General features: G+C 71.2%; 23 protein-coding genes and 1 pseudogene. 4 read left to right on the top strand and 20 right to left on the bottom strand.

Annotated features, from left to right (window positions below; genetic code table 11):
• Positions 1-145 precede the first annotated feature (145 nt).
• Complete coding sequence (locus tag ACZ6S0_RS02460) at positions 146-673, top strand: HD domain-containing protein (protein ID WP_344892877.1); 528 nt, start codon at positions 146-148, stop codon at positions 671-673.
• On the opposite strand, the gene ACZ6S0_RS02465 is transcribed toward ACZ6S0_RS02460, so the two are convergent.
• The 11 genes from ACZ6S0_RS02465 to ACZ6S0_RS02515 form a co-directional block, all read right to left on the bottom strand.
• The gene (locus ACZ6S0_RS02465; protein WP_465912799.1) at positions 670-2,157 is read right to left on the bottom strand and encodes a sodium/solute symporter; all 1,488 of its coding nucleotides are present in this window, start codon (positions 2,155-2,157) and stop codon (positions 670-672) included. The genes ACZ6S0_RS02460 and ACZ6S0_RS02465 overlap by 4 nt on opposite strands.
• Positions 2,154-2,531, bottom strand: a complete 378-nt coding sequence (locus tag ACZ6S0_RS02470; RefSeq protein WP_465912800.1) for a hypothetical protein — start codon at positions 2,529-2,531, stop codon at positions 2,154-2,156. The genes ACZ6S0_RS02465 and ACZ6S0_RS02470 overlap by 4 nt, the downstream gene beginning before the upstream one ends.
• On the bottom strand, positions 2,528-3,280 hold the full coding sequence (locus tag ACZ6S0_RS02475; protein ID WP_465912801.1) for a LytR/AlgR family response regulator transcription factor: 753 nt from the start codon (positions 3,278-3,280) through the stop codon (positions 2,528-2,530). Before ACZ6S0_RS02475 ends, ACZ6S0_RS02470 begins: the two co-directional genes overlap by 4 nt.
• Before the next feature lie 33 nt (positions 3,281-3,313).
• Positions 3,314-4,519: a sensor histidine kinase gene (locus ACZ6S0_RS02480; RefSeq protein ID WP_465912802.1), complete on the bottom strand. Its 1,206-nt coding sequence runs from the start codon at positions 4,517-4,519 to the stop codon at positions 3,314-3,316.
• A 70-nt stretch (positions 4,520-4,589) separates the two neighbouring features.
• Positions 4,590-5,039 (bottom strand): HIT family protein, encoded by a 450-nt coding sequence (locus tag ACZ6S0_RS02485; protein WP_465912803.1) that lies wholly within the window; start codon positions 5,037-5,039, stop codon positions 4,590-4,592.
• On the bottom strand, positions 5,036-5,755 hold the full coding sequence (locus ACZ6S0_RS02490; RefSeq protein WP_465912804.1) for a DUF1838 family protein: 720 nt from the start codon (positions 5,753-5,755) through the stop codon (positions 5,036-5,038). The genes ACZ6S0_RS02485 and ACZ6S0_RS02490 overlap by 4 nt, the downstream gene beginning before the upstream one ends.
• A 53-nt stretch (positions 5,756-5,808) precedes the next feature.
• Complete coding sequence (locus ACZ6S0_RS02495) at positions 5,809-6,228, bottom strand: protease inhibitor I42 family protein (protein WP_465912805.1); 420 nt, start codon at positions 6,226-6,228, stop codon at positions 5,809-5,811.
• A 53-nt stretch (positions 6,229-6,281) separates the two neighbouring features.
• Positions 6,282-6,971 carry a DUF3618 domain-containing protein gene (locus tag ACZ6S0_RS02500; protein WP_465912806.1) on the bottom strand — a complete coding sequence of 230 codons (690 nt, stop codon included), beginning with the start codon at positions 6,969-6,971 and terminating at the stop codon, positions 6,282-6,284.
• Positions 6,968-7,348, bottom strand: coding sequence for a phage holin family protein (locus ACZ6S0_RS02505; RefSeq protein ID WP_465912807.1), 381 nt, complete (start codon positions 7,346-7,348; stop codon positions 6,968-6,970). The genes ACZ6S0_RS02500 and ACZ6S0_RS02505 overlap by 4 nt, the downstream gene beginning before the upstream one ends.
• Positions 7,349-7,466: 118 nt before the next feature.
• Positions 7,467-7,631: a hypothetical protein gene (locus tag ACZ6S0_RS02510; protein ID WP_465912808.1), complete on the bottom strand. Its 165-nt coding sequence runs from the start codon at positions 7,629-7,631 to the stop codon at positions 7,467-7,469.
• Positions 7,632-7,648: 17 nt separating this feature from the next.
• Positions 7,649-8,416 (bottom strand): class I SAM-dependent methyltransferase, encoded by a 768-nt coding sequence (locus tag ACZ6S0_RS02515; RefSeq protein WP_465912809.1) that lies wholly within the window; start codon positions 8,414-8,416, stop codon positions 7,649-7,651.
• A gap of 90 nt (positions 8,417-8,506) precedes the next feature.
• Here ACZ6S0_RS02515 and ACZ6S0_RS02520 point away from each other — a divergent pair, with 90 nt between their 5' ends.
• Both ACZ6S0_RS02520 and ACZ6S0_RS02525 read left to right on the top strand, forming a co-directional pair.
• Positions 8,507-11,557 carry a DEAD/DEAH box helicase gene (locus ACZ6S0_RS02520; RefSeq protein WP_465912810.1) on the top strand — a complete coding sequence of 1,017 codons (3,051 nt, stop codon included), beginning with the start codon at positions 8,507-8,509 and terminating at the stop codon, positions 11,555-11,557.
• Complete coding sequence (locus ACZ6S0_RS02525; RefSeq protein WP_465912811.1) at positions 11,557-12,330, top strand: SWIM zinc finger family protein; 774 nt, start codon at positions 11,557-11,559, stop codon at positions 12,328-12,330. The genes ACZ6S0_RS02520 and ACZ6S0_RS02525 overlap by 1 nt, the downstream gene beginning before the upstream one ends.
• Positions 12,331-12,454: 124 nt before the next feature.
• Here the strand turns inward: ACZ6S0_RS02525 and ACZ6S0_RS02530 are convergent, their stop codons facing one another.
• From ACZ6S0_RS02530 to ctaD, 8 genes and pseudogenes are all read right to left on the bottom strand, one after another.
• Complete coding sequence (locus tag ACZ6S0_RS02530) at positions 12,455-13,393, bottom strand: diacylglycerol/lipid kinase family protein (protein WP_465912812.1); 939 nt, start codon at positions 13,391-13,393, stop codon at positions 12,455-12,457.
• Positions 13,394-13,439: 46 nt separating this feature from the next.
• Positions 13,440-16,187: an immune inhibitor A domain-containing protein gene (locus ACZ6S0_RS02535; RefSeq protein ID WP_465912813.1), complete on the bottom strand. Its 2,748-nt coding sequence runs from the start codon at positions 16,185-16,187 to the stop codon at positions 13,440-13,442.
• Between the two features lie 135 nt (positions 16,188-16,322).
• The gene (gene frdD, locus ACZ6S0_RS02540) at positions 16,323-16,673 is read right to left on the bottom strand and encodes a fumarate reductase subunit FrdD (RefSeq protein WP_465912814.1); all 351 of its coding nucleotides are present in this window, start codon (positions 16,671-16,673) and stop codon (positions 16,323-16,325) included.
• A complete protein-coding gene (locus tag ACZ6S0_RS02545; RefSeq protein ID WP_465912815.1) occupies positions 16,670-17,086 on the bottom strand; it encodes a hypothetical protein in 417 nt (138 codons plus the stop codon). Before ACZ6S0_RS02545 ends, frdD begins: the two co-directional genes overlap by 4 nt.
• Complete coding sequence (gene sdhB, locus ACZ6S0_RS02550; RefSeq protein WP_465912816.1) at positions 17,083-17,844, bottom strand: succinate dehydrogenase iron-sulfur subunit; 762 nt, start codon at positions 17,842-17,844, stop codon at positions 17,083-17,085. The genes ACZ6S0_RS02545 and sdhB overlap by 4 nt, the downstream gene beginning before the upstream one ends.
• Entirely contained in the window at positions 17,837-19,576 is a 1,740-nt protein-coding gene (gene frdA, locus ACZ6S0_RS02555; protein ID WP_465912817.1) for a fumarate reductase (quinol) flavoprotein subunit, read from the bottom strand. The genes sdhB and frdA overlap by 8 nt, the downstream gene beginning before the upstream one ends.
• Positions 19,577-19,581: 5 nt before the next feature.
• Positions 19,582-19,815, bottom strand: coding sequence for a hypothetical protein (locus ACZ6S0_RS02560; RefSeq protein ID WP_465912818.1), 234 nt, complete (start codon positions 19,813-19,815; stop codon positions 19,582-19,584).
• A 35-nt stretch (positions 19,816-19,850) separates the two neighbouring features.
• Positions 19,851-21,577, bottom strand: a pseudogene (gene ctaD, locus ACZ6S0_RS02565) (aa3-type cytochrome oxidase subunit I).
• A gap of 229 nt (positions 21,578-21,806) precedes the next feature.
• Between ctaD and ACZ6S0_RS02570 the strand changes: the two are divergent.
• Positions 21,807-23,018, top strand: a complete 1,212-nt coding sequence (locus tag ACZ6S0_RS02570) for an aspartate aminotransferase type Ic (protein WP_465912819.1) — start codon at positions 21,807-21,809, stop codon at positions 23,016-23,018.
• Between the two features lie 21 nt (positions 23,019-23,039).
• Here ACZ6S0_RS02570 and ACZ6S0_RS02575 read toward each other — a convergent pair whose 3' ends face one another.
• Positions 23,040-23,591: a hypothetical protein gene (locus ACZ6S0_RS02575; RefSeq protein ID WP_465912820.1), complete on the bottom strand. Its 552-nt coding sequence runs from the start codon at positions 23,589-23,591 to the stop codon at positions 23,040-23,042.
• Between the last annotated feature and the right edge of the window lie 117 nt (positions 23,592-23,708).

Raw genomic sequence — 23,708 nt, forward strand, 5'->3', positions numbered from 1 at the left:
ACGGTGCACGAACCGAGGGGTTAACTCCGGACGAACCCCCTCGCCCGTCACCTTCCGGCCGGTGCGCGGCCACCGTCCCGACGCCGTCCGGTCTCCGGATGGGACGCATGATGCCCTTACCGATCTCCACATAAGAGGACAAGTCATGCTTTCTCGGGATGAATTGCACGACCTCTTCGAGGGCCTCGCCGGTCTCCCGTACGGCGGCGAGGTCGTCGACCAGCGCACCCACGCCCTCCAGGCCGCCGCGCACGCCGTGGCCGCCGGGGCCGACGACGAACTCGTCCTGGCCGCCGCCTTCCACGACGTGGGCCGCGCCCGGCCGGTGGCCGAGCGCCACCGCGGCCTGCCCCACGAGCAGGCGGGCGCCGCCTTCGCCCGCGACCACCTGACCGAGCGCTCGGCCTGGGCGATCGAGCAGCACGTGGCCGCCAAGCGCTACCTGGTCGCCGTCGACCCCGCCTACCACGACACGCTGAGCCCGGTGTCGGTCCGCACGCTGCGGGCCCAGGGCGGCCCGATGTCGCCGGAGGAGACGGCCGCGTTCGAGGCCCACGCGTGGTCGTCCGACGCGGTGGCCCTGCGCCGCTGGGACGACACCGCCAAGGACCCCGAGGGCCCGGTGCTCCCGATGGAGGACCTGATCGCCGCGTACGAGCGGGTGATGCGCTAGGACGAGCGGGGACGCCAGTCGCCCCGGTCGAGGTCGAGGTTCTCCGGGGTGTGCAGGCGCACCATGGTCCTGGCCACCCCCGCCGGCACCCGGTGCGGGGAGAGGAACGACACCGCCACCATCACCGCGAACGCGATCGGCACCGTCCACGCCGCCGGCTGGGCCAGCAGCGCCCCCGCCAGGCCCGCCTGCGGCCCGGCCACGATCGTCACCAGCACGGCCCCGCTCGCCAGTCCGCCCCCCACGAACAGCCCGGCCAGCGCACCCGTCGTGGACAGGCGCCGCCACCAGATGCCCAGCACGAGCAGTGGGCAGAACGACGAGGCCGCCACCGCGAAGGCCAGCCCCACCACGTCCGCGACCGGCAGCGCCCGTGCCCACAGCGCCAGGGCCAGCGGCACCGCCACCGCCATCAGCGTGGCCACCCTGAACGAGCGCACCCCGCCCTTGAGCAGGTCCTGGGCGATCACCCCGGCCACCGACACGGTCAGCCCCGAGGAGGTCGACAGGAACGCGGCGAACGCGCCCGCGGTGACCAGGGCGGTCAGCAGGTCGCCCAGCGTGCCGCCGATCATGCGGGCGGGCAGCGTCAGCACGACGGTGTCGGTGCGTACGAGGTCGGGGGCGTACATGCGGCCGAGCCAGCCGTACACGGCGGGCAGCAGGTAGAAGGCGCCGAGCAGCGACAGCACCACCAGCGTGGTACGCCGCGCGGCCCGCCCGTCGGGGTTGGTGTAGAAGCGCACGAGCACGTGCGGCAGCCCCATGGTGCCCAGGAACGTGGCCAGGATCAGCGAGTACGTCGAGTAGAGCCCGTACTCCCTGCCCCCGGCCAGCGGCACCTGCCAGGTGGCCGCGTCGGCGGCGCTCACGTTCGGGGCCCCGTCCGCGTGCCAGGCCATCAGCAGGAACACCAGCGGCACCGCCAGCGCCGTCAGCTTGAGCCAGTACTGGAACGCCTGCACGAACGTGATCGACCGCATCCCGCCCGACAGCACGTTCACCGCGACGACGACCGCGACCAGCAGCCCGCCCACCCAGACGGGGGCGCCGGTGATCGTCCGCAGCACCAGGCCCGCGCTCTGGAACTGCGGCATGAGGTAGAGCCAGCCGATCAGCACGACCAGCACGCTCGCGGTGCGGCGCACGGTCATCGACTCCAGCCTGGCCTCGGCGAAGTCCGGCAGCGTGTACGCCCCCGAGCGCCGCAGCGGCGCCGACACCAGCACCAGCAGCACCAGGTACCCGCCGGTCCAGCCCACGGGCAGCCAGAGCATGTCCACGCCGAAGGACAGGATGAGCCCGGCGACGCCCAGGAACGAGGCCGCCGACAGGTACTCGCCGCCGATGGCCGAGGCGTTCCAGAGGGGGCTGACCGTGCGGGAGGCGACGTAGAAGTCGGAGGTCGTGCGCGAGACCCTGATCCCGAACGCCCCGATGAGCACGGCCGCCACCACGACCACGACCACCGCCGTCAGGCTCATCGGCGCTCGACCAGCTCGGCGAAGCTGCGCTCGTTGCGCTCGGCCTGGCGTACGTAGAGCCAGGCGCCGATGACGAAGGCGGGGTAGATGAGGCCGGCCAGCACCGCCCACGGGAGGGGCAGGCCGAGCAGGTGCACCTCGCGCAGCTCGGGGATGAGCAGGAACAGCAGCGGCAGCCCGCCGATCACGCAGGCCAGCACCGTGCAGACGAACAACGCCAGCCGGAACTGGGTGCGCAGGAGCGAGCGCATGTAGACCTCGCCGAGCCGGGTCTGCTCGTCGATCTCCCGGGTGGCGGGGTACCGGGGACGCCGGGTGGCGGCCGTGCGCGGGCTGGTCACGGTGACCCGGCGGTCACGCGGGTCGGGGCTCATTCGTGCCTGCCCTTCCTGGCCCGCCGCACCAGCAGGTCGCGCAGCTCGCGCGTGTGCCGGCGGCTGACCGGCAGCTCGGTGTCGCCGACCCGGACGGTGCACTTGCCGGAGTCGATGTGCAGCTCCTCGATGTGCTTGACGGCCACCAGGTGGCTGCGGTGCACCCGGACGAACCCGGCCGAGGCCCACCGCTCCTCCAGGGTGGCGAGCGGGATGCGGACGAGGTGGCTGCCCGAGGCCGTGTGCAGGCGAGCGTAGTCGCCCTGCGCCTCGACGTAGACGACGTCGGCGCTGGAGACGAACCGGGTCACCCCGCCCAGCTCGACCGGGATCGTGTCGCTCTCGCCGCCGCCCTCCACGGGTACGTCCGCCGAGACCGCCACCCGCCGGATCGCCTCCGCCAGCCGCTCCGGGCGTACGGGCTTGAGCAGGTAGTCCTCCGCCTTGATCTCGAACGCGTCCACCGCGTGCTCCTCGTACGCGGTCACGAACACCACCCGCGGCGGGTTGGCGAACTGCGACAGCAGCCGCCCCAGAACCACCCCGTCGAGCCCGCGCATCCGGATGTCCAGGAACACCGCGTCGATCGGCCGCCCTTCGGCGATGGCGCGGTCGAGCAGCCGTAGCGCCGCCGCGCCGTCCCTGGCGGTGGCCACCTCACCGATGCGGGGGTCGGCGCGCAGCAGGTACGACAGGTCTTCGAGGGCGGGTAGCTCGTCGTCGACCGCGAGGACCCGTAGAAGTGCCATAGACAGTGATGAAACCGACAACAAAGATCGAGGTCAACGGGCGGAGACACCTGGGTGATACTTCGGCAACCTGATGTTGACCTTCGTGCCCGCGCCGCTGGCCGTCTCGACCACGAGACCGTAGTCGTCGCCGTACACCTGGCGCAGCCGCTCGTCCACGTTCGCCAGCCCGACACCGCCCGCCGGGGTGATCTCGCCCGCGAGGATGCGGCGCAGCCGGTCGGGGTCCATGCCGAGCCCGTCGTCCTCGACGGTGATGCGGCACTCGGCGCCCGCGTCCTCGGCGATGATCGTGATGCGGCCGACGCCGTTCCTGCTCTCCAGCCCGTGCCGGACGGCGTTCTCGACCAGCGGCTGCAGGCACAGGAACGGCACCGCGACCGGCAGCACCTCCGGCGCGATGCGCAGCGTGACCTGGAGCTGGTCGCCGAACCTGGCCCGTTCGAGTATCAGGTAGCGGTCGATCGAGCGCAGTTCCTCGGCCAGCGTGGTGAACTCGCCGTGCCGCCGGAAGGAGTAGCGGGTGAAGTCGGCGAACTCCAGCAGCAGTTCCCTGGCCCGCTCCGGGTCGGTGCGGACGAAGGAGGCGATCGTGGTGAGCGAGTTGTAGATGAAGTGCGGCGAGATCTGCGCCCGCAGCGCCCGCACCTCGGCCTCCATGAGCAGCGTGCGCGAGCGGTCCAGCTCGGCCAGCTCCAGTTGCGAGTCCACCCAGCCCGCCACCTCCTGCGCGGCCCTGACCAGCCCCGCGGAGGCGGTCTGCCCGTAGGCGGCCAGCGCGCCGACCACCCGGTCGTCGGTGGTCAGCGGCACCACGACGGCGTGCCGGATCGGGCATTCGAGCAGGTCGCAGTCGATGGTCAGGACCTGCGTGCGGCCGTCGTTGAGGGTGGCCTGGGCGTGCTCGAACGCCTGGTCCGCATGGTGGTCGTCGCCCGCGCCGTCGTAGACGAGCAGCCGTTCGACGTCGGTGACGGCCAGGGCGGCCGAGCCCAGCAGGGCGCGCAGGTGGCGGGAGGCCCGCTCGGCGCCGTCGGCGGTCAGCCCGGCCCGCAGCGGCGGCCCCGCCAGCGAGGCGGTGTGCAGGGTCTCGAACGTGGCCCGCTCGGCCGGGCTCGTGCCCAGCTCGCGCCGCCCCCGCAGCACCCGCCAGAGCACGAACGCGGGCACACCGACGACCACCGCGACGACGGCCACGCCGACCAGGTACTCCACGCGCACGCCGACCAGGTAGTCCACGCGGTCAGAGCCTAGCCCCGGCCGCCGGCCGTCCGGTGTCCGGGCCGCCCTTTTCCGCCGGGTCCGCGCCTCACAGGGCCTTCGCGATGAGGTCGGCGTACGACTGGGCCTCCTCGGCGGAGGCGTACGTGGTGCGCGGCCAGAAGAAGCCGCGCAGCCCGTCTTTCCTGTTGCGCGGCACCACGTGCACGTGCAGGTGGGGCACGCTCTGGCTGACGCGGTTGTTCAGGGCCACGAACGTGCCGCCCGCCTGCAGCCCCTCCTCCACCGCCCGCGCCATGGCCCGTACACGCTCGAAGAACGGCCCCACGTCGGCGAGATCGGCGAGCGTCTCGACGTGCACGCGCGGCACGACCAGCACGTGGCCCTTGAAGACCGGCCGGATGTCGAGAATGGAGACCGCCACCTCGTCGGAGGCCACCACGGTGGCCGGGCGCTCACCGGCGATGATCTCGCAGAACAGGTCGGCGCCCGGCCCGGCGCCTTCCCCGGTGCCCGGCTCGGTGCCCTCAGTGCTCACGGCCCGACCTTACCCGCCGCCCGGTCCCTGAAGGCCGTCCAGCTCGACACGTTGGGCGCCGTCCACTCGTCGGGCGCGTGCAGGAAGCGCTCGCCCACCCGCTCGGCCAGATGCCCCGGCACCTCGGCCACCTTGGCGCCCCGGCAGTGGTAGACCAGCCCGCCCCCGCGCGACCCCATGGCCATCCACGGCAGCCAGGGCGACACCCGGCACCACGAGAACACGCACGGCACGTCGGGCACACCCGACTCCAGGTCGGCCGCCGAGGCGAAGAACTGGAACAGCTCCAGCGCCCGGTAGGTGTCGTTCGCCGAGTTGTCCGGGTAGTCGGCCACCTTGAGCGGCGAGGGGTAGGCCAGCCGGACGTCCACGTTGTAGACGACCTGTCCGCCCAGCCGCGTCTCCGGCACCGGGTAGGCGCCCAGCCGCTGGTTGACCGGGTCGTTGAAGACGTGCTGCACCTCGACCGCGCGCCCGGTGAACGGGTTGTCCCACGCGTCGAGCGCCTGCCTGGTGCGGGGGTCGAGGTAGAGGGCGGCCTCCCTGGTCAGGAGCTGCCAGCCGCCGCCGGACTCGACCGCCCTGGCCACGTTGAGCCCTTCGAACCCGAACAGGTGGTGCGGCCCGTCGTCGTCCTGCCAGCCGTAGACGTCGCCGGTCCAGTAGGAGATCGTCTCTGCCCCGTCGGACGACGCGCGCACCCGGATGAAGTCCATGATCTGCACACTAGCCCGTCACCACGCCCCCCAGGGAACCCCCTCCCGGCGGCTCACCCGACGGTGATGGCGAAGACCGCCTCCGCCGTCTGCCCGCCGCCCTCGGGGGCGGGCGTCTGCCGGCACATCCGGCAGTTGCGCAGCCTGATCTCGGTCGAGCCCGGCTGCTTGCCGTTGAAGACGAAGTACGCGGTGCCGCCCGCCCCGGGCCGGTCCGACTCCCCTTCGTGCTCCTCGCTGATGAACGAGGCCACCTTCGTGTCGGGCACCTCCACCAGCTCCCAGTCGTCGCCTGCGGAGGGGTTGTCGGGGACGGTCAGCGAGAAGCGCTGCCCCGGCCGCACCTCAGCGCGCACGGTCGCGTCCGTCGACCCCTTGATCACCTTGCCGTAGTCGCTCACCGCCGACCCGGCAGCACACCCCGTCACCAGGAGCAGACCGAGGAGGGCGGCGGCGGACGTTCGACGCGTCATCCCAGCAGCGTATCGCCGCACCCGCCCGGCCGACCGCTCACCCGCTCACCCGCTCACCCGCGCGGCCGTCGACGGCGACGCACGACGTGACGCCGCACGCGGCTCATCAGATGGCGGCTGCTCATGTGGCGGGTCTGGTGGCGCGTGTTCGTCACGTGACGCGTGTGGCGACGGCGGTGCAGGGTGCCGCGCGCCAGGGGACGCGCGTCGTGACGGCGGCGCACCGCGCGACGCGTCATGTCGCGGTGCACCACGCGGTGCACCACGAACGCGGTCACCGTGGCCGCGGTGCCCGCGACCGCGGCGAGCACGCCCGGCCGCTGCCCCGCCCTCGCCAGGGCGTCCGCGACGCGACCCCGCGCCATCTTCGCGGCGTGCCTCGCGCGGGCCTTGACGTCGGTCTTTCGGGCCAGGGCGCTGAGGGTCTCCCCCAGCTCTCGACGGGTCCTCCTGATGTCCGCACGTACGTCGTCCGCCGCCACCCCGTGCGCCCCCCTCACCGGCTCCTCTCCTTCCCACCTGCGCAGGATCGGGGCGGACCACTCCGCGGAGGCCGGGATCTCGGGGGCGTACGTCTCGTGCGCCCGTCGGTCCGCCTCGAACCTGCGCGCGTTCTCGGCGGCCCCCGGCCTGGTCGGGGGGACGTTGATGGATTCCGGCTCGGTCGGCGTGCCCACGGTCGCCCGGCGGGCTCCGACGTCACCGGCATGCCGCTCGTCGAATCCGGCTTCGGTCTCACTCATCGCCGCGCCCTCTCCTTGACCATGTCGATGTCGGCCTTGACACTCGCGATGGTCTCCGCCGGGACAGGCGGCCCGACCCGCTTGACCTCGTTCCTGCCGAACAGGCCGAGCAGGGCGGCGACGACGAAGAGCACGGCCGCCACGATCGCGGCGGCCGCCCATCCGGGCAGCACCAGGGCGAGGAGCAGCACGACCGCGGCCACGAGGACCGCACCGCCGAAGAACGCGGCCATCCCGGCCGCGCCGAACAGCCCCGCGCCGAAGCCCGCCCGCTTGCCCTTCTCCGCCAGCTCCATCCTGGCCAGGCGCAGCTCGTCCTTCACGAGCCGGGAAACCTGCTCGGAGAGATCGTTGACCAGCTTGTGGGTGTCGTTCACGACGCTCGCCTCCTCCGCTGAGGAGAGCGACTACCCAGACAAATGGTCCTTTATCCCCACAAAACGCCCATATCACCGCTCGGGCACACCACATCGCCCGGCGGCGCGGGCCGGGGACCTATCGCTTGGCGGCCCTGAGGAGAAACCCGAGCACCGACACGACCGGGTCCTTCTGGACCTCGCACCAGTTGTCGGGCTGCTTCGGCCTGCTCCACGGGGACGGCAGCTCGCACGAGGGAGCCTGCGGCTCGGGCCGCTCACACCACGATCCGGGAGGATTCATACCTTCAGCCTACTCCTTCAGCCGCGGGCGGCCCCGGGGCTTTCGTGGCCGCAGACGAGGTGGGTCAGCGCGGCCACCGCGCGGTAGGGGTCGGTCCTGCCGGCCACTTCCTCGGCCGCGAGCAGGTCGTCGAGGTCACCGGGGATGGACGCGTCGCCGGGGGCGGTGTCGGTGAACACGCGTACGCCGTACCACCGGCGTACCGCCAGCCCGTCCTCGCCCAGCCGCCGCTCCAGGTCGCCGAGCCGGTCGGCCCTGGCCTCGACGCCGATCCTGTTGAGGTAACCGGTCCGGCCGAACGCCCGCAGCGCGCCCTGCCAGTCGCCCATCAGGCCGGGCCGCATGGCCAGGGCGTCGCCGTTGCGCACCAGCAGCGACAGCAGTCCGCCGGGGGCCAGCACCCGGGCCAGACCGGCGAGGAGCGGACCGGGGTCGTCGACGTACATCAGCACGCCGTGGCAGAAGACGGCGTCGAAGCCGCCCGGCTCGAACAGCTCCCCCAGCCGCTCCGCCTCGGCCCGCACGGTACGCACGCGCATGCCCGGCTGGATCCCGGCCTCCAGGAGGCCGAGCAACTCGCGGGAGGCGTCGAGCGCGGTGACGTGGTGGCCCCTGGCCGCCATCCTGAGCGCCTGCGTGCCCTGGCCGGACCCGACGTCGAGGATGCGGCACGGGGTGGCGGGGAGATGCTCGGCGAGCTGCCGGGTGACCAACTCCTGGCGGACGACGTCCCGCAACGTGCCCAGCCCGGCCCGCCAGGCGCCCTCGGCCCCCGAAAACCTCATGCCAGGATCCTAAGCGGAAACGATCTCCGCGCCTCGGCGGCCCCCTGTCCCGGGGCCCGATCTCCCGCTGATCAGGGGTACCCTGCCGGGGTGCTGGTACACGGAGTCTGGGCGGAGGGCGGCCTCGCCTTCTGGGCGGAGACCGTCGACGCCGCCGCCGCGAGACGTCCCGGCCGTGGCACGGGCGCGCGGCCCCATCCGCACGCCGCCCCCGCGCACGAGGTCGCCGCCGTGCTCGGTCTCGGGCTCGGTCTCGGGCTCGGTCTCGGCTCTCCGCCCGGCGCTCCGGAGCCGGAGGTGCTGGAGCTGCTCCTGCCCGGCTCGGCCACCGAGCCGCTGCCCTCCCCCGAGACCGGGAGGCTGGCGGAGGTGACCCGGCCGCGGCTGCGCCTGTGGCAGGTGCCCGCCGTCGTCCCGCCCGCCGCCGACGCGCTGCGCCTGCTGACCGGCTCCACTCCGACCGCCCCTGCCCCAGCCCCGACCGCCGACGCTCTGCCCGCCCAGGTCGGCACCGCGACCCTGCGTCACTGGGCGGCCGTCGCCGCGTTCGCCCACGACCTGGTACGCCGGGGCCGCGTCGTCCCGCACCTGCTGGCGCCCGCCGCCCGCCGCGACGCCGCCGCCGCCCCGCCCGGCTCGGCGGCCATGTGGGAGGTCCCGCCGGACGACGCCCAGGCCAGGTGGCGGCCGGTGCTCACCGGGGCCGACGCCGCGTACTTCCGTGAGCTGGCCGTGGCCATGCCGCCCGCCTGCCGCACGTCCGGCGTCGAGCGCCACTCCGCCGACGTCCTGCGCGCGGCGCTGGAGACGTTCACCGACGCCCTGGTCCGCCGGACGCTCACCGCGCCGCTGATCGCCAGGCCGCCCAGAACGCTCAGGGAGCGCTGGCTGGCCGCGCTCAGCGGTGAGTCCGCCGCCTGCCCCGACGACCCCGAGCTGCGCCGGGAGCTGGACAGGTGGCACGAGGCGGTGGCCGCCGCGGAAGGGGCCACGCGCGTGTGCTTCCGCCTGCTGGAGCCCGCCGACACCGACGACTGGCGGGTGGAGCTGGCCCTGCAGGCGGCCGACGACCCCAGCCTCTACGTCCCGGCCGCCGACGTCTGGAGCGGCGGGCGCGTGACCGGGCTGCCGGGCAGGCCGGAGCGGGAGCTGCTGGCCGGGCTGGGCCGGGCGGTCAGGCTGTATCCGGAGCTAGACCGGGCCCTGCGCGTGCCCGAGCCGAGCGAGCTGGCCCTCGACACGGCCGGCGCGTTCGGATTCCTGCGGCAGGCCGCGCCGCTGCTGCAGGCGGCCGGGTTCGGCGTGCAGTTGCCGCGCTGGGCCGGCCGGACCCGGCTGGGTCTCAAGCTCACCACGCGCGCCAAGGCGCAGACGGCGGCGGTGGGCCAGGGGTTCGGCCTGCGGGAGCTGGTGGACTTCCGCGTCGACCTCGCGGTGGGCGACGCGACGATCAGCGAGGCGGAGCTGGCCGAGCTGGCCCGGCTCAAGGTGCCGCTGGTCCGGGTCCGCGGCCAGTGGGTGGAGCTGGACGACCGGCAGCTCAGGGCGGCGCTGAAGGCCGTGGCGGGCAGCCGTACGGGTGAGGCCAGTGCCGCCGAGATCCTGCGGCAGGTCGTGCGGAGCGGCGACGAGGAGCTGCCGCTGCTGGAAGTCGACGCCGACGGGGTGCTCGGCGACCTGCTGTCCGGGCAGGCTGAGCGGCGGCTGGTCCCGCTGGCCACGCCGCCGGGGCTCGACGCCACCCTGCGGCCCTACCAGGAGCGCGGGCTGGCGTGGCTGAGCTTCCTGTCGGAGCTGGGGCTGGGCGGCGTGCTCGCCGACGACATGGGGCTGGGCAAGACGATCACCACGCTGGCCCTGCTCGTACACGAGCGCGCCGACGCCCCGACGCTGCTGGTGTGCCCGATGTCGCTGGTCGGGAACTGGCAGCGGGAGGCGGCCAGGTTCGCGCCGGGGCTGCGGGTCTACGTGCACCACGGCAGCGGGCGCGACGCCGCCGAGATCGGCCGGGCCGACCTGGTGATCACCACGTACGGCACCGCCCAGCGCGACCTGGAGACGCTCAAGGACGTCCCCTGGCACCGGGTCGTGTGCGACGAGGCCCAGGCGATCAAGAACAGCGGCACGTTGCAGGCCAGGGCCGTACGGTCGATCCCCACGGGCACCAGGCTCGCCCTGACGGGCACCCCCGTGGAGAATCACCTGGCCGAGCTGTGGTCGATCATGGAGTTCGCCAATCCGAGCCTGCTGGGGCCGCGGGCCGCGTTCAGGACCCGCTTCCAGGAGCCGATCGAGGCCCGCCAGGACGAGCAGGCGGCACGGGCGCTCAAGCGGGCGACGGGCCCGTTCATCCTGCGCCGCCTCAAGACCGACCGGTCGATCATCTCGGACCTGCCGGAGAAGCTGGAGGTCAAGGAGTGGTGTCCGCTCACGACCGAGCAGGCCACGCTGTACCAGGCCGTCGTGGACGACATGCTGGCCAAGATCGACAGCAGTGAGGGCGTCGAGCGGCGCGGGCTGGTCCTGTCGGCCATGGCCAAGCTCAAGCAGGTCTGCAACCACCCCGCCCACCTGCTCAAGGACGGCTCGCGCCTGGCGGGCAGGTCCGGCAAGCTGGCCCGGCTGGAGCAGCTCTGCGAGGAGATCCTGGCGGAGGGGGAAAAGGCGCTGCTGTTCACCCAGTACGCCGAGTTCGGGACGATGCTCCAGCCCTACCTGGCCCAGCGCCTCGACCGCCCGGTCCTGTGGCTGCACGGCGGCCTGCCGAAGAAGACCCGCGACCGCCTGGTCGACAGGTTCCAGAGCGACCCCGAGCCCACGCTGTTCGTGCTCTCGCTCAGGGCCGCCGGGGTCGGGCTCAACCTGACCGCGGCCAACCACGTCGTCCACGTCGACCGCTGGTGGAACCCGGCCGTCGAGGACCAGGCCACCGACCGCGCCTTCCGCATCGGGCAGCGCAAGAACGTCCAGGTGCGCAAGCTCATCTGCGCCGGCACCCTGGAAGAGCGCGTCGACCAGATGATCGAGCGCAAGAAGGCGCTGGCCGAGCGGGTCGTCGGCACCGGGGAAGACTGGCTGACCGACCTGTCCACCGAGGAACTGCGCGAGGTGTTCAGGCTGACCGCCGAGGGGGTGGGCTGATGCCGCGCGGATGGTACGACGGCGGCGGGCCGATCAGGGTCGAGGGCGGGCTCAAGGCCCGTACGCGGCGCGGCAGCATCGGCTCCACCTGGTGGTCGCGCCGGTTCATCGACCTCCTGGAGCGCGTCTGCGACAAGGGACGCCTCTCGCGCGGCCGGGCCTACGCCCGCCAGGGCCAGGTGCTGTCCATCGATCTGACGCCGGGCGAGGTCAGGGCCGCCGTGCAGGGCTCGCGGCGCCGCCCGTACGAGGTGGTGGTCAGGATCGAGGCGTACGACGAGGCCCGGTGGAGCACCATCGAGGAGTCGATCGCGGCGCAGGCCGTCCACCGGGCCAGGCTCCTGGCGGGCGAGATGCCGCCGGAGATCGAGGAGTTGTTCGCCGCGCTGGGCGTCGACCTGTTCCCGCGCGACCTCGACATGGACTGCTCGTGCCCCGACTGGGGTTTCCCGTGCAAGCACCTGTCGGCGGTGCTCTACCTGCTGGCCGAGTCGTTCGACGACGATCCGTTCCTGGTGCTGGCCTGGCGCGGGCGCACCCGCGAGCAGTTGCTGGGGTCGCTGGCCGACGAGCCGGCGGCCGACCCGCTGGCGGTATCCGACGTGCCCTTCGCCGACCGGCTGGCCGACTTCTACGCCCCCGGCGCGACGGCGCACCGCCCGGAGGGCCGGCCTCCGGCGGCCGAGCCCGACCTGCTGCTGCGGGTCTTCCCGCCGCCGGGCGACCTGGCCGGGCCGCTCACCCCGGCCTACCGGGGGCTGGCGGAGGCGTGAGGTAAGCCCTTGTTACACGTTCGCCCTCGTGACGTACCGCGAGTGTTCGATTACCGTGGGTAGAGAGCAGCCGTACGTGAGGAAGGGCGGAACAATGGGTTTCTCCTGGGCGTGAACCGCTGACTCAGCGGTCCTCGAAATCGGCCGGCACCATGACACGCACCCCGTTCGGAACCACGCGGAGCCTGATCGGGGTGCGTAGCCGCACCTCGCCGTCGACGTCGGCGGCCATCGGCGGGTCGGTCTCCAGCAGCATCTCCCTGCCCATCACGAACGGCCCGCCCGCCAGGCTGCGCCACCGGCCGGTCGTCGCCCTGATCAGGGTCTCGCCGAGCAGGCGCAGCTTCTTGCCGGAGCCGAGCTGGTAGGCCACCAGCATGCCGTTGTCGATGCTGATGTCGCGGGCCACCTGCCAGCCGCCGTGGAAGCGGCCGTTGGCGATGTTGAGCTGGTGGGTGAGCAGCTCGTGCCGCTCTCCCTCCACCGTGATGTACGCGCGGAACGGCCGGTGGTTCGGCAGGATCGTCAGCGCCGTCATCGGGTAGGCCGGGCGGCCCACGATGCGCTTGAGCCACGGTTTGACCTTGCCCGCCACCTCGACGGACACCCCGAAGCTGGCCAGGTTGGCGAACGGCCGGTCGTCGGCCATGCCGAGGTCGATGTCGGCCACCTTGCCGGTGGCGAACACCCTGATCGCCCCCGCCAGGTCGAGCGGCAGGCCCAGGCTGCGGGCGAAGTTGTTGGTGGTGCCGAGCGGCAGGACGCCGAGCGCCACGTCGCGGTGGGCGACGTGGCGCACGGCGGAGGACAGGGTGCCGTCGCCGCCACCGACGATGAGCAGGTCGGGGTCGGTGGCGAGGGCGGTGTCGAGCAGGTCGCGCAGGCGCTTGGGGTTGTAGACCGACAGCTCCGCCAGCGGCTCGAACCCGAGGTTGTGGATCTGCTCGATCACCTCGAAGTAGTGGCGTCGGCCGCGGCGCGAGCGAGTGTTCACCACCACCGCCACCCGGCGATCCCTCCGGATCGCCTCGGTGTGCTCGCCCTTGGTGCGCAATTCGCTCATGGTCACCCATGTTAGGGGCCGCCAGGGTTCCTGGCGGCCCCTTGATTCACTTCTTCGGCGGGACCACGTGGACGACGGCGCCCAGGTTGCCCGGCAGCGGGCTCACCAGCTTGAACTGCACGCCCAGAGCCTTGCCCTCGTCACCGGGGTTGCCGGTGCCGAGCACCGAGCCGGCGGCCACCTGGCCGTACAACTCCGTGGCCGGGGTGCCGTCCTGGTGCACCACGCGGGTGGTGTAGCTCTGGTCGCCCTTCGACGGCACGACCACCGAGGCGTCGAAGTCCCGGTAGTACAGGCCGCCGTCGATCACCTCGAGGCCCGGGTACCAGGTCTTGGCGTCGGTGAACGTCGAGACGCCCTTCTGCGCGGGGAAGTCCGTGCAGTACGTGCTGTACGGCTCGTCCGCCGCCTCCAGGCACTCCTTGAACGGGTACGTCTTGCCGAACCCGAACGCGGCGTTCGAGGTCTGGACGCGGCCCTGCAGGTTCTTGTTGAGCGTCGGGTCCTTCTCCGCCGCGGTCCCGGTGCGGCGCAGCGGCTCGTAGTGGGAGTCCACGACCAGCAGGCTGCCCTTGGGCCCCACGCTCGGCGGGTTGCGGAGGGTGTCGCCGACGTTGTTGTTGATGAACGTCGAGTCGCGGTACCACACCAGCAGGCCGGGAGCGTTGTACTTCACCTTCTGCACCTTCCACGCCCCCTCACGGAGGTAGTCGGTGTCGTAGGTGTAGGCCAGGCCCTTGTCGAAGCCGTCGAAGTTGCGCCACTCCGCCAGGTAGAAGCGGGAGATCTCGCGCTCGCCGTTGTTGCGGGTCCAGCCCTCGCCGCTGGTGTTGGTGAACGTGCCGTGGACCGGCTTCCAGCCGGTGTCGCTCTCCACGTCGTCGCTCCACACGGAGGCGCCGCCGTTGGTCAGCTCGAAGTCGTCCACGTGCCAGCCGCGCATCTGGTAGGCGGCGTCGGTGTTGTACGCCAGCCGCAGCTTGATCGTCTGCCCCGCGAACGGCGTCAGGTCGACGTAGTCGTGCCGCCAGGCGCCGCCGGTGTCACCGGTGAGGCCGTACTTCTTGTTGCCGAACGTCTTCAGGTTCTTGTTCGGGTCCGGGTAGTCGTCGGGCGTGCTGACCTCGTTGCCGGCCTCGTCGTAGATCTTCTGCTGGGTCCACGACTCGCCGCCGTCGGTCGAGACCTCGACGAAGCCGAAGTCCCAGTCGGGCTCGATCTCGTAGTTGTTCCACATCCACAGCTTGAGGTCGGTGCCGGCCGGGACGGGCAGGTCGCGGCTCACCGTGAGGTTGGCCCAGTCCTGGTCGAGCCCGCTCCACCAGGCGTTCGAGCCGCTGTGGACGTCGATCATCTTGAGCGGCGAGGAGTCCAGGTTCACCCGGACGCCGTCCTGGGTGAGCTTGGGCGTTCGCGAGGACTGGCCGACCGTGACGAGCTTGGCCGCGTCGCCCGGGTTGAACACCTTCGGGTTCGCCCAGCCGAGCACCCACTTGTCCCAGAGGCCCATGTGGCTGGGCATCGACTGGAAGATGGGGCCTGAGTGGGAGCCACTGGACATCAGGTCCCAGAAGTCCACCGCGGAGCTGGCCTGGCCGGAGGTGTCGTACAGGTCGGGCAGGCCGAGGTCGTGGCCGTACTCGTGGGCGAAGACGCCGACGCCGGAGTCCTCGGGCTGCACGATGTAGTTCGAGATCTTCTTGTCGGTGCCGGGGATCTTGTAGCCGCCGGCGACCGCGCTGGAGTGGGCCCAGATCGCGTAGGTGCCCTCGGCGCCGCCGTCGGACGACTTGTCCTTGCCGGCGTGCACGAGCACGAGGTGGTCGATCACGCCGTCGGGCTCGGCGAAGTTGCCGTCGCCGTCGGCGTCGGAGATGTCCTCGACGTCGTAGTCGGCCCACGGGAAGTCGGGCTGCGACTTGGCCAGCGCCTCGACCGTGTCGATGGGAAGCTGCTGCGCGCCGAGCGGGTTGTCGGGGTGGCCCGACATGTCCTGGGGCGCGCCGCCGCAGGCCGCGGCGCCGTACCACGCCTCGGAGTGCGGGACCTTGATCCAGCCGACCGCGGAGCCGGTGACCGAGTAGGCGCCCTTCGACATCTCCTCGTACATCTTCTTCATCGTGAAGCCGGAGATGTCGATGCCGGCCTTGCCGTCGCGCGGGTCCTTCAGGTCGGGACGCACGCGCTCGGTGATGCCCGTGTCGGTGTAGAGCATCTTGTTGAAGTGCTCGGTGCTGAAGTCCTTGACCCAGAAGGAGTTGTTGTCCTTCTGCGGCAGCGTGGCCGGGTCGGGGATGTTGTTGTGCAGCGGGCCGTTCTTGAGCGTGCCCGCCGGCTCGACCGCGCAGTCGTTGGGGCCGCTGTTGACGGTACGCAGCCGGTTGAAGCCGGAGAAGTCGTCGTTGGCCTGCTCGTCGAACTCGACCAGGACGGTCAGGAGCTTGGCCGTACGCGTCTGCTTGGACTTTTTGAAGATCCATTCAGCCGGGTTGCGGCCGGTTCTGATGGCCTCGTTCTCGCGTTCGGCGAGGACGCGACCGGCCGCCGGGTTGCCGCTGCTGAACTTCCGGTCGTACTTCTGGGCCGGAGTGAGCGAGCGGGCCTTCTGGCTGTCGTTGAGCGTGGGCTCCTTCACGTCCTTCTCGACCTGTGGAGGAGCGTAGTTGATGTAGTAATCCGAGGCGGCGGGCTCGTAGCGGGCGACGGAGGTCGCCTGAGCCGGGGGCACCGTCAGGGCGGCACCGAGGACGGCGACCGCCGGGACCGTTGCTAACAGGCGCTTTCTGCTGGGCACCAGAAACCCTCTCTGCCCGGGATCGCCGGGCGCGATGGCCAAAAGGGTGGCAATGCCGGACGCTAGAGGGTGGGTCAAGGCATCGTAAAGTACGTTGTTGAAACGTGATCAAAATACGACATTCGTCGCATGAACTCATCGCGGCCCGAACATGAACACCGCCGCGACGACCCCGCCCGCCACGGCCGCCCCGTAACAGAGCAGCGCGATCGGCAGGTCGAATCGGGCGATGCCGAACAGTTCCTCGCTGGTGAAGCGGATCCGGTGCGCCGCGTGGAAGAGGCAGAGCACGACGACCACGACCAGCGCGAGGCGTACGAGGACGTGGCCGAGGAGCCCGCGCAGGTGCTCGGCCGTCGGCCAGTCCACCACGCCCAGCGGCATGAGCACCCCGAACAGCAGCACCAGCACCGGCAGCACCAGCGCCGCCACCACTCCGCCGCCGCTGAACAGCAGCCACAGGTACGGCTCCGGCGTGCGCCTCATCGAAATCCCCTCAGCACGAAGAAGGCGATGACCAGGGAGACCACCAGCCAGAGCGTGTGATTGCCGCCCTGGATCAGCCACGCGGGCAGCCGGTAGCCGTCCAGCCGGACGACGGTGGCCTTGGGCGCCAGGTTCAGGAACGTGACCGCGTGGAAGACGGTCGCGGCCAGCGCCACCAGGTTGATCGCGATCATCCACGGCCGGGCGGCCAGCGCCGCGAACTCCGGCAGGCTCCCGCCCAGCACCGCGTCGGCGAGCATCAGCAGGAACACGATCGTCCAGGCCACGAGCACGCTGGTCAGCTCGCGCAGCACGAACACCGCGTACGTGCGCCTGCGGGCGAACCAGAGCCAGTCGCGCCCCGGCCGGTAGTCACCCGAGCGGTCGATCTCCCTTCCCGCCCGCGCGTTCACCGCCTGCTCCACGGGAGCACCGAGCGCAGGGCGGCGGTCAGCTTGTAGCGCTGGATGGCCTCGGCCGGGTCCACGTGCTTGGGGCAGACCCTGGTGCACTCGCCGACGAACGTGCACCCCCACACGGCGTCGTCCGTGTTGAGCACGTCGAAGCGGTCGCCCATGTCCCGCGAGTCCAGGTTGTAGCGCTGGGCCAGCGCGATCGAGGCCGGGCCGAGGAAGTCGGGGTCGAGCACGTAGACCGGGCAGGCCGAGTAGCACAGCAGGCAGTTGATGCACATGCTGTACTGCTTGTACGCCTCCAGTTGCTCGGGCGTCTGGGCGTACTCGGTGGTCAGCGGCGGCTCCTCGCCCTCCCTGATCAGCCAGGGCCGCACCGACGACAGCTTGGCCAGGAAGTCGTCGATGTCCACCACCAGGTCCCTGATGACTGGGAATCCCTGCAGCGGCTCGATCCTGACCGGCCCGTCGCCGTACTCGCTGAGGAAGGCGCCGCACGTCAGCCGGGGCTCGCCGTTGACGGTCATGCCGCACGAGCCGCACACGCCCATGCGGCACGACCAACGGTACGACAGGCTGCCGTCGAGCTGGTCCTTGATGTGGTTGAGCGCGTCGAGCACCGCCCAGTCGGGCAGCAGGGGCACGTCGTAGCCCTGGAGGACCGGCTCGGCGTCCTCCCCCGGGCGGTACCTGGCCACCTCCAGGCGGATGGTCCGCGTGCCCGCCGCCTGCCCTACCGCTTCCGTCGTGTCAGTCACGGCCATAGACCCTTTCTCCAGGAGGCCAGCGGGTGATCGTCACGGGCAGCAGCCCGACGGACGGCGTGCCGTCGGGTGCGCGGTGCACGAGGGAGTGCGCCAGGTAGGTCTCGTCGTCCCTCGCGGTGAAGTCGGTGCGCTGGTGGGCGCCGCGCGACTCCTGCCTGTTCAGCGCGCAGGCCACGATGGTCTGCGCAAGCTCCAGCATGCCGTGCAGCTCCTGCAGGTTGATCAGCTCGGTGTTGAACGCCGTGCTGGTGTCGTCCACGCGGGCCTCCTTGGCGCGCTCGCGCAGGTCCGCGAGCGTGTCGACGGCCTTGGTCAGCGCGTCGCCCGTGCGGTAGATGCCGGCGGCCCCTTCGAGCGTGTGCTGCATCTGCTCGCGCAGGTCCGCGATCCGCTCACCGTGGCTGCTGCCCCCGCGGACGCCTTCCAACCGCCGCCGCTCGTCCCGCTCCTGACTCCGTACGGCCGCCGCCCCCGCGTCCTCGCCGCGATGTGACCTGGCGAACTCGGCGGCGGCCAGCCCGGCCCTGCGGCCGAAGACGAGGATCTCGGCCAGCGAGTTGGAGCCCAGCCGGTTGGCGCCGTTGATGCTCACACAGGCGGTCTCCCCGGCCGCGAACAGCCCGGCGATCGTGGTGGCCCCGTACAGGTCGGTGTGGACGCCGCCCATCATGTAGTGCACGACCGGGCGCACGGGGATCAGGTCGGTGGCCGGGTCGAGGTTCTGGTAGCTGCGGCACAACTCGCGCACGAACGGGATGCGGGAGTCGATCTTCGCCGCGCCGAGGTGGCGCAGGTCCAGGTAGACGACCGGGCCGTACGGCGTGTCCGCGGTGCGGCCCCTGCTCTGCTCGTGCACGAACGCCTGTGAGAGCCGGTCGCGCGGGCCCAGCTCCATGCTGCGCAGCTTCGGCGTGGGCGTGGGGCTGCCGAGGTCGTAGTCCTGCAGGTAGCGGTAGCCGTCCTTGTTGATCAGCCAGCCGCCCTCCGCCCTGGCCGCCTCGGTGATGAGGATCCCGGTGAACGGCAGGCCGGTGGGGTGGTACTGGACGAACTCCATGTCCTTGAGCGGGGCGCCCTCCCGGTAGGCCAGGGCCATGCCGTCGCCGGTCTTGATGGCGGCGTTCGTGGTGAAGGGGAAGACCTTGCCGCAGCCGCCGGTGGCCAGGATGACGGTCCTGGCGGGGATGGCCTCGATGCGGCCGGTCCGCAGCTCGACGGCGACGACCCCGTGGACGCGGCCGTCGTCCACGACGAGCTTGGTGACGTGCCACTCGTCGTACCTGATGATCTCCTGGTGTTTCAGCGTCGTCTGGAAAAGCGTGTGCAGGAGGTGGAAGCCGGTCTTGTCGGCGGCGTACCAGGTGCGCATCTTCTTCATGCCGCCGAACGGGCGCACCGAGACCCGGCCGTCGCTCTCCCGGCTCCAGGGGCAGCCCCAGTGTTCGAGCTGGATCAGCTCCGCGGGCGCGTCCCGTACGAACGCCTCCACCGCGTCCTGGTCGCAGAGCCAGTCGCCGCCCGAGATCGTGTCGTAGCAGTGCTCGTCGAGCGTGTCGTCGATGCCGATCACCGCGGCGGCCCCGCCCTCCGCCGAGACGGTGTGGCTGCGCATCGGGTAGACCTTCGACACGACCGCCACCTTGAGAGTGGGGTCCGTCTCGGCGACCGCGATGGCCGCTCTCAAGCCCGCTCCGCCGCCCCCGACGATGAGCACATCGATCATTTGGGTCACTTCCCGTGGTCGGGTTCTATCGGGTCCTTGACCCGTTTGCCGTCGTGGCGGACCGCCGACAGGTGGATGCTGCCGTCGTGGTAGTCGTGCCGGATCCGGCGGCAGCCGCAGTCGAACAACTGGTCGCGGATCACCAGGCCGTGGCCGTCGTCGTCGACGAAACGTTCACCGCCGGACGGCTTGCCGCAGGGCGCCTGCTCGGGATCGAAGGGGTGCTTCATGCCTGTCATCGCCGATCTCCTCGGACGGGCGAAACGTCAGGGGGTCAGCCGGGTGCGTCGTCGCGCGGCGGCACCTCGGGGGGCTCACGCCCGTCGGCCGCGAGCTTCTCGCGGTCGCCGGCCCCGGGGGCCTCGCCCTGCGGCACACGGGGATAGTGCAGGTCGAAGGCGGGCCGCTCGGAGCGGATGGGCGGCATGCTGGTGAAGTTGTGGCGCGGCGGCGGGCAGCTCGTGGCCCACTCCAGCGAGTTCCCGAAGCCCCAGGGGTCGTCGACCGTGACCTTGGGCGCGCGCCTGGCGGTCTTCCAGACGTTGTAGAGGAACGGCAGCGTCGAGGCGCCCAGCAGGAACGCGCCCACGGACGAGATCTGGTTGAACGCGGTGAAGCCGTCGGCCTCGCCGTAGTCGGCGTAGCGGCGGGGCATGCCGAGCTGGCCGAGCACGTGCTGGACGAGGAAGGTGGTGTGGAAGCCGATGAACAGGGTCCAGAAGTGGGCCTTGCCGAGCTTGTCGTCGAGCATCCGGCCGGTCATCTTCGGCCACCAGAAGTAGAACCCGGCGAACATCGCGAACACGACGGTGCCGAAGACCACGTAGTGGAAGTGCGCCACGACGAAGTAACTGTCGCTGAGTGGGAAGTCGAGCGGCGGCGAGGCCAGGATGACGCCCGTCAGACCGCCGAGGAGGAAGGTGATGAGGAAGCCGACCGAGAAGAGCATCGGCGACTCGAAGCTCAGATGGCCGCGCCACATCGTGCCGATCCAGTTGAAGAACTTCACGCCGGTCGGCACCGCGATGAGGAACGTCATGAACGAGAAGAACGGCAGCAGCACCTGGCCGGTCGGGAACATGTGGTGCGCCCAGACCGTGATGGACAGGCCCGCGATCGAGATCGTCGCCGCCACCAGGCTGATGTAACCGAAGATCGGCTTGCGGCTGAACACCGGGATGACCTCGGTGATGATGCCGAAGAACGGCAGCGCGATGATGTAGACCTCGGGATGGCCGAAGAACCAGAACAGGTGCTGCCACAGCATCGGCCCGCCGTTGTCGGCCACGAAGACCTGGGTGCCGAGCTTGCGGTCCGACTCCAGCACGAGCAGCGCGGCGGCCAGCACGGGGAACGCCATCAGCACGAGCATGCTGGTCAGCAGCACGTTCCAGGTGAAGAGCGGCAGCCGGAACATGGTCATGCCCGGCGCCCGCATGCCGATGATCGTGGTGACGAAGTTGACCGCCCCGAGGATCGTGCCGAGGCCGGACAGCGCCAGCCCCATGATCCACAGGTCGGCCCCGATCTGCGGCGTGTGCACCGCCGACGACAGCGGCGTGTACGCGAACCACCCGAAGTCGGCCGCGCCCCCGGCGTGACGAACCCGGCCACCACCATCAGCCCGCCGAACAGGAACAACCAGTACGCCACCGCGTTCAGCCGGGGAAAGGCCACGTCGGGGGCGCCGATCTGGAGGGGCATGACCACGTTCGCGAACCCGGCGAACAGCGGTGTGGCGAACAGCAGCAGCATCACCGTGCCGTGGACGGTGAAGAGCTGGTTGTACTGATGCTGGTTGACGAGCTGCATGCCCGGGAGCGCCAGCTCGGCGCGGATGACCATGGCCATCACGCCCGCGATCAGGAAGAACCCGAACGAGGTGATCAGATAGAGATACCCGATGACCTTGTGATCGGTCGTCGACAGCCAGGAGGCGATGACGGTCCCGGTGCGACGGCGCCTGACCTGCTCGATCGAGGTCTCTCGAACGGTCGTCACGGCTGCTCCCCTCCGACGCGGAGTTTTGCCTGCCCCGATCTACCCATTTCACGCCAACGATCGCCGCTCGTGAAGTCGTTCTTTGTTGTCGGCGGCGGAAAGCTTTGACGAAATTCCGGACTGGATGACCGAGCCGGATCTCCCGACCCCCCGTGTCCACATGGCGGATGGTTACCGGTCCACCTGGTGACATCTTCTATCCTTCGTGTGCCGGACCGACACGAAGGAGATGATCGTGACCGCTCAGCGTGACTACGCCGACCTCGTCCAGCGAGGGCTCTCGCTCGACCTCACCAGGGGCAAGCCGTCACCGCGCCAGCTCGATCTCTCCAACGACCTGATCAAACTGCCCACGTCGTATCGGGCGGCCGACGGCACCGACGGCCGCAACTACGGCAACCTCCAGGGCCTGGCGGAGCTGCGGGAGCTGTTCGCGCCGCTGGTCCAGGTGCCCGCCGGGCAGCTCGTGGTCGGGGGCAACTCCAGCCTGGCGATGATGCACGACACCGTGGTGCACGCGCTGCTGACCCCGGTGCCGGGGGCCGCGCGGCGGTGGGTCGAGGAGCCGAAGATCACGTTCCTTTGCCCCGTGCCGGGCTATGACCGGCATTTCACGATCTGCGAGCGGTTCGGGATCACGATGGTGCCCGTCCCGATGAACGCCGGCGGGCCCGACATGGACGTGGTCGAGCGCCTGGTCGCACAGGACGCGAGCGTCAAGGGCATGTGGTGCGTGCCGAAGTACAGCAACCCGTCCGGCGTCACCTACAGCGACGAGACCGTGCGCAGGCTGGCCGCCATGACCACGGCCGCGCCCGACTTCCGGATCTTCTGGGACAACGCGTACGCGGTGCACCACCTCACCGACACCCCGGACGAACTGGCCGACCTGCTCGCGCTCAGCGCCGAGCGAGGCAACGCCGACCGGGTGTTCGTCTACGCCTCCACCTCCAAGGTGACGCTGGCCGGCTCCGGCGTGTCGTTCTTCGGGTCCTCGCCCGCGAACGTGGCGTGGTTCCTGCACAACACCTCCAAGCAGTCCATCGGCCCCGACAAGATCAACCAGCTCCGCCACGTCGAGTTCCTGCGCGACGCCGCGGGCGTGGGCGCGCACATGCGGCGGCACGCCGAGCTGATCGGGCCGAAGTTCGAGCTGGTCGACAAGGTGCTGACCGAGCGGCTCGGCGGGCTGGCCACCTGGACGGCCCCGAAGGGCGGCTACTTCGTCAGCCTGGAGGTGCCGCACGCCGCCGAGGTGGTGGCCAAGGCCAAGGAAGCCGGGATCGCGCTGACTCCGGCCGGGGCCACGCACCCGTACGGGCAGGACCCCGACGACCGCACGATCAGGATCGCGCCGACCTACCCCGACCTGGACGAGGTGGAGCAGGCCATCAGCGGCCTGGCCGTCTGCGCCCGCCTGGTGGCCGCGGAGCACGCCTGAGCCCGGGGCCCCCGCCGCGGGTCAGCGGGGGCCGCCGGTCCTGAACCCGAAGATGTACTCGCGGGTCTCGCTCGGGTGGAACGTGACGTCGACGCCCGGCTCGAAGACGGCGTTGTCGCGGGCGCAGTAGTAGAGGCCCTCCCAGACGGCCAGCGCCTTCTCCCTGGCGGGGCCCTCGCGCGCGTCGCGCTTGCGGGCGCCGTGCGCGCCGAGCACGTTCAGCAGCCCGAGTCCCCAGAACAGGCCCGTCAGGCAGAACGGCGCCAGCAGCACCTCGCCCCACCGCGGGTCCTGCCCCATCGCGATCACCAGCGACACGACCAGGTGCACCAGAGCCGCGACGAGCAGCAGCACGTAGCCCTGGTTCCTGGCCCACGGGGTGTAGTGGCGGCTGGGGAACGACAGCCAGACCGCGAGCTGCGTGCGGCTCATGACGTGTTTCGACGCGCCCAGGGCCGCCGCGGTGGGCAGGTCGGCGATCTCACGCGCGCCCGGTAACCTGACCCGCCCGATCTTGTACGTGGTCCCGGCGGCCACCGCTCCGGGCACCGCGACAACCTGGTCAGTCTCCAAACACACCGGGCACCCGACTTTCACCCGGGCAGTCTGGCCGTAAGCCACGCACAGCGCAAACCGCCCCCGCACCGCGTTCACGGGCCGCTGCGGCGGCGGTTTCCCGCACCTAGAGTG

The sequence above is a fragment of the Nonomuraea sp. NPDC051298 genome, from assembly GCF_055586305.1.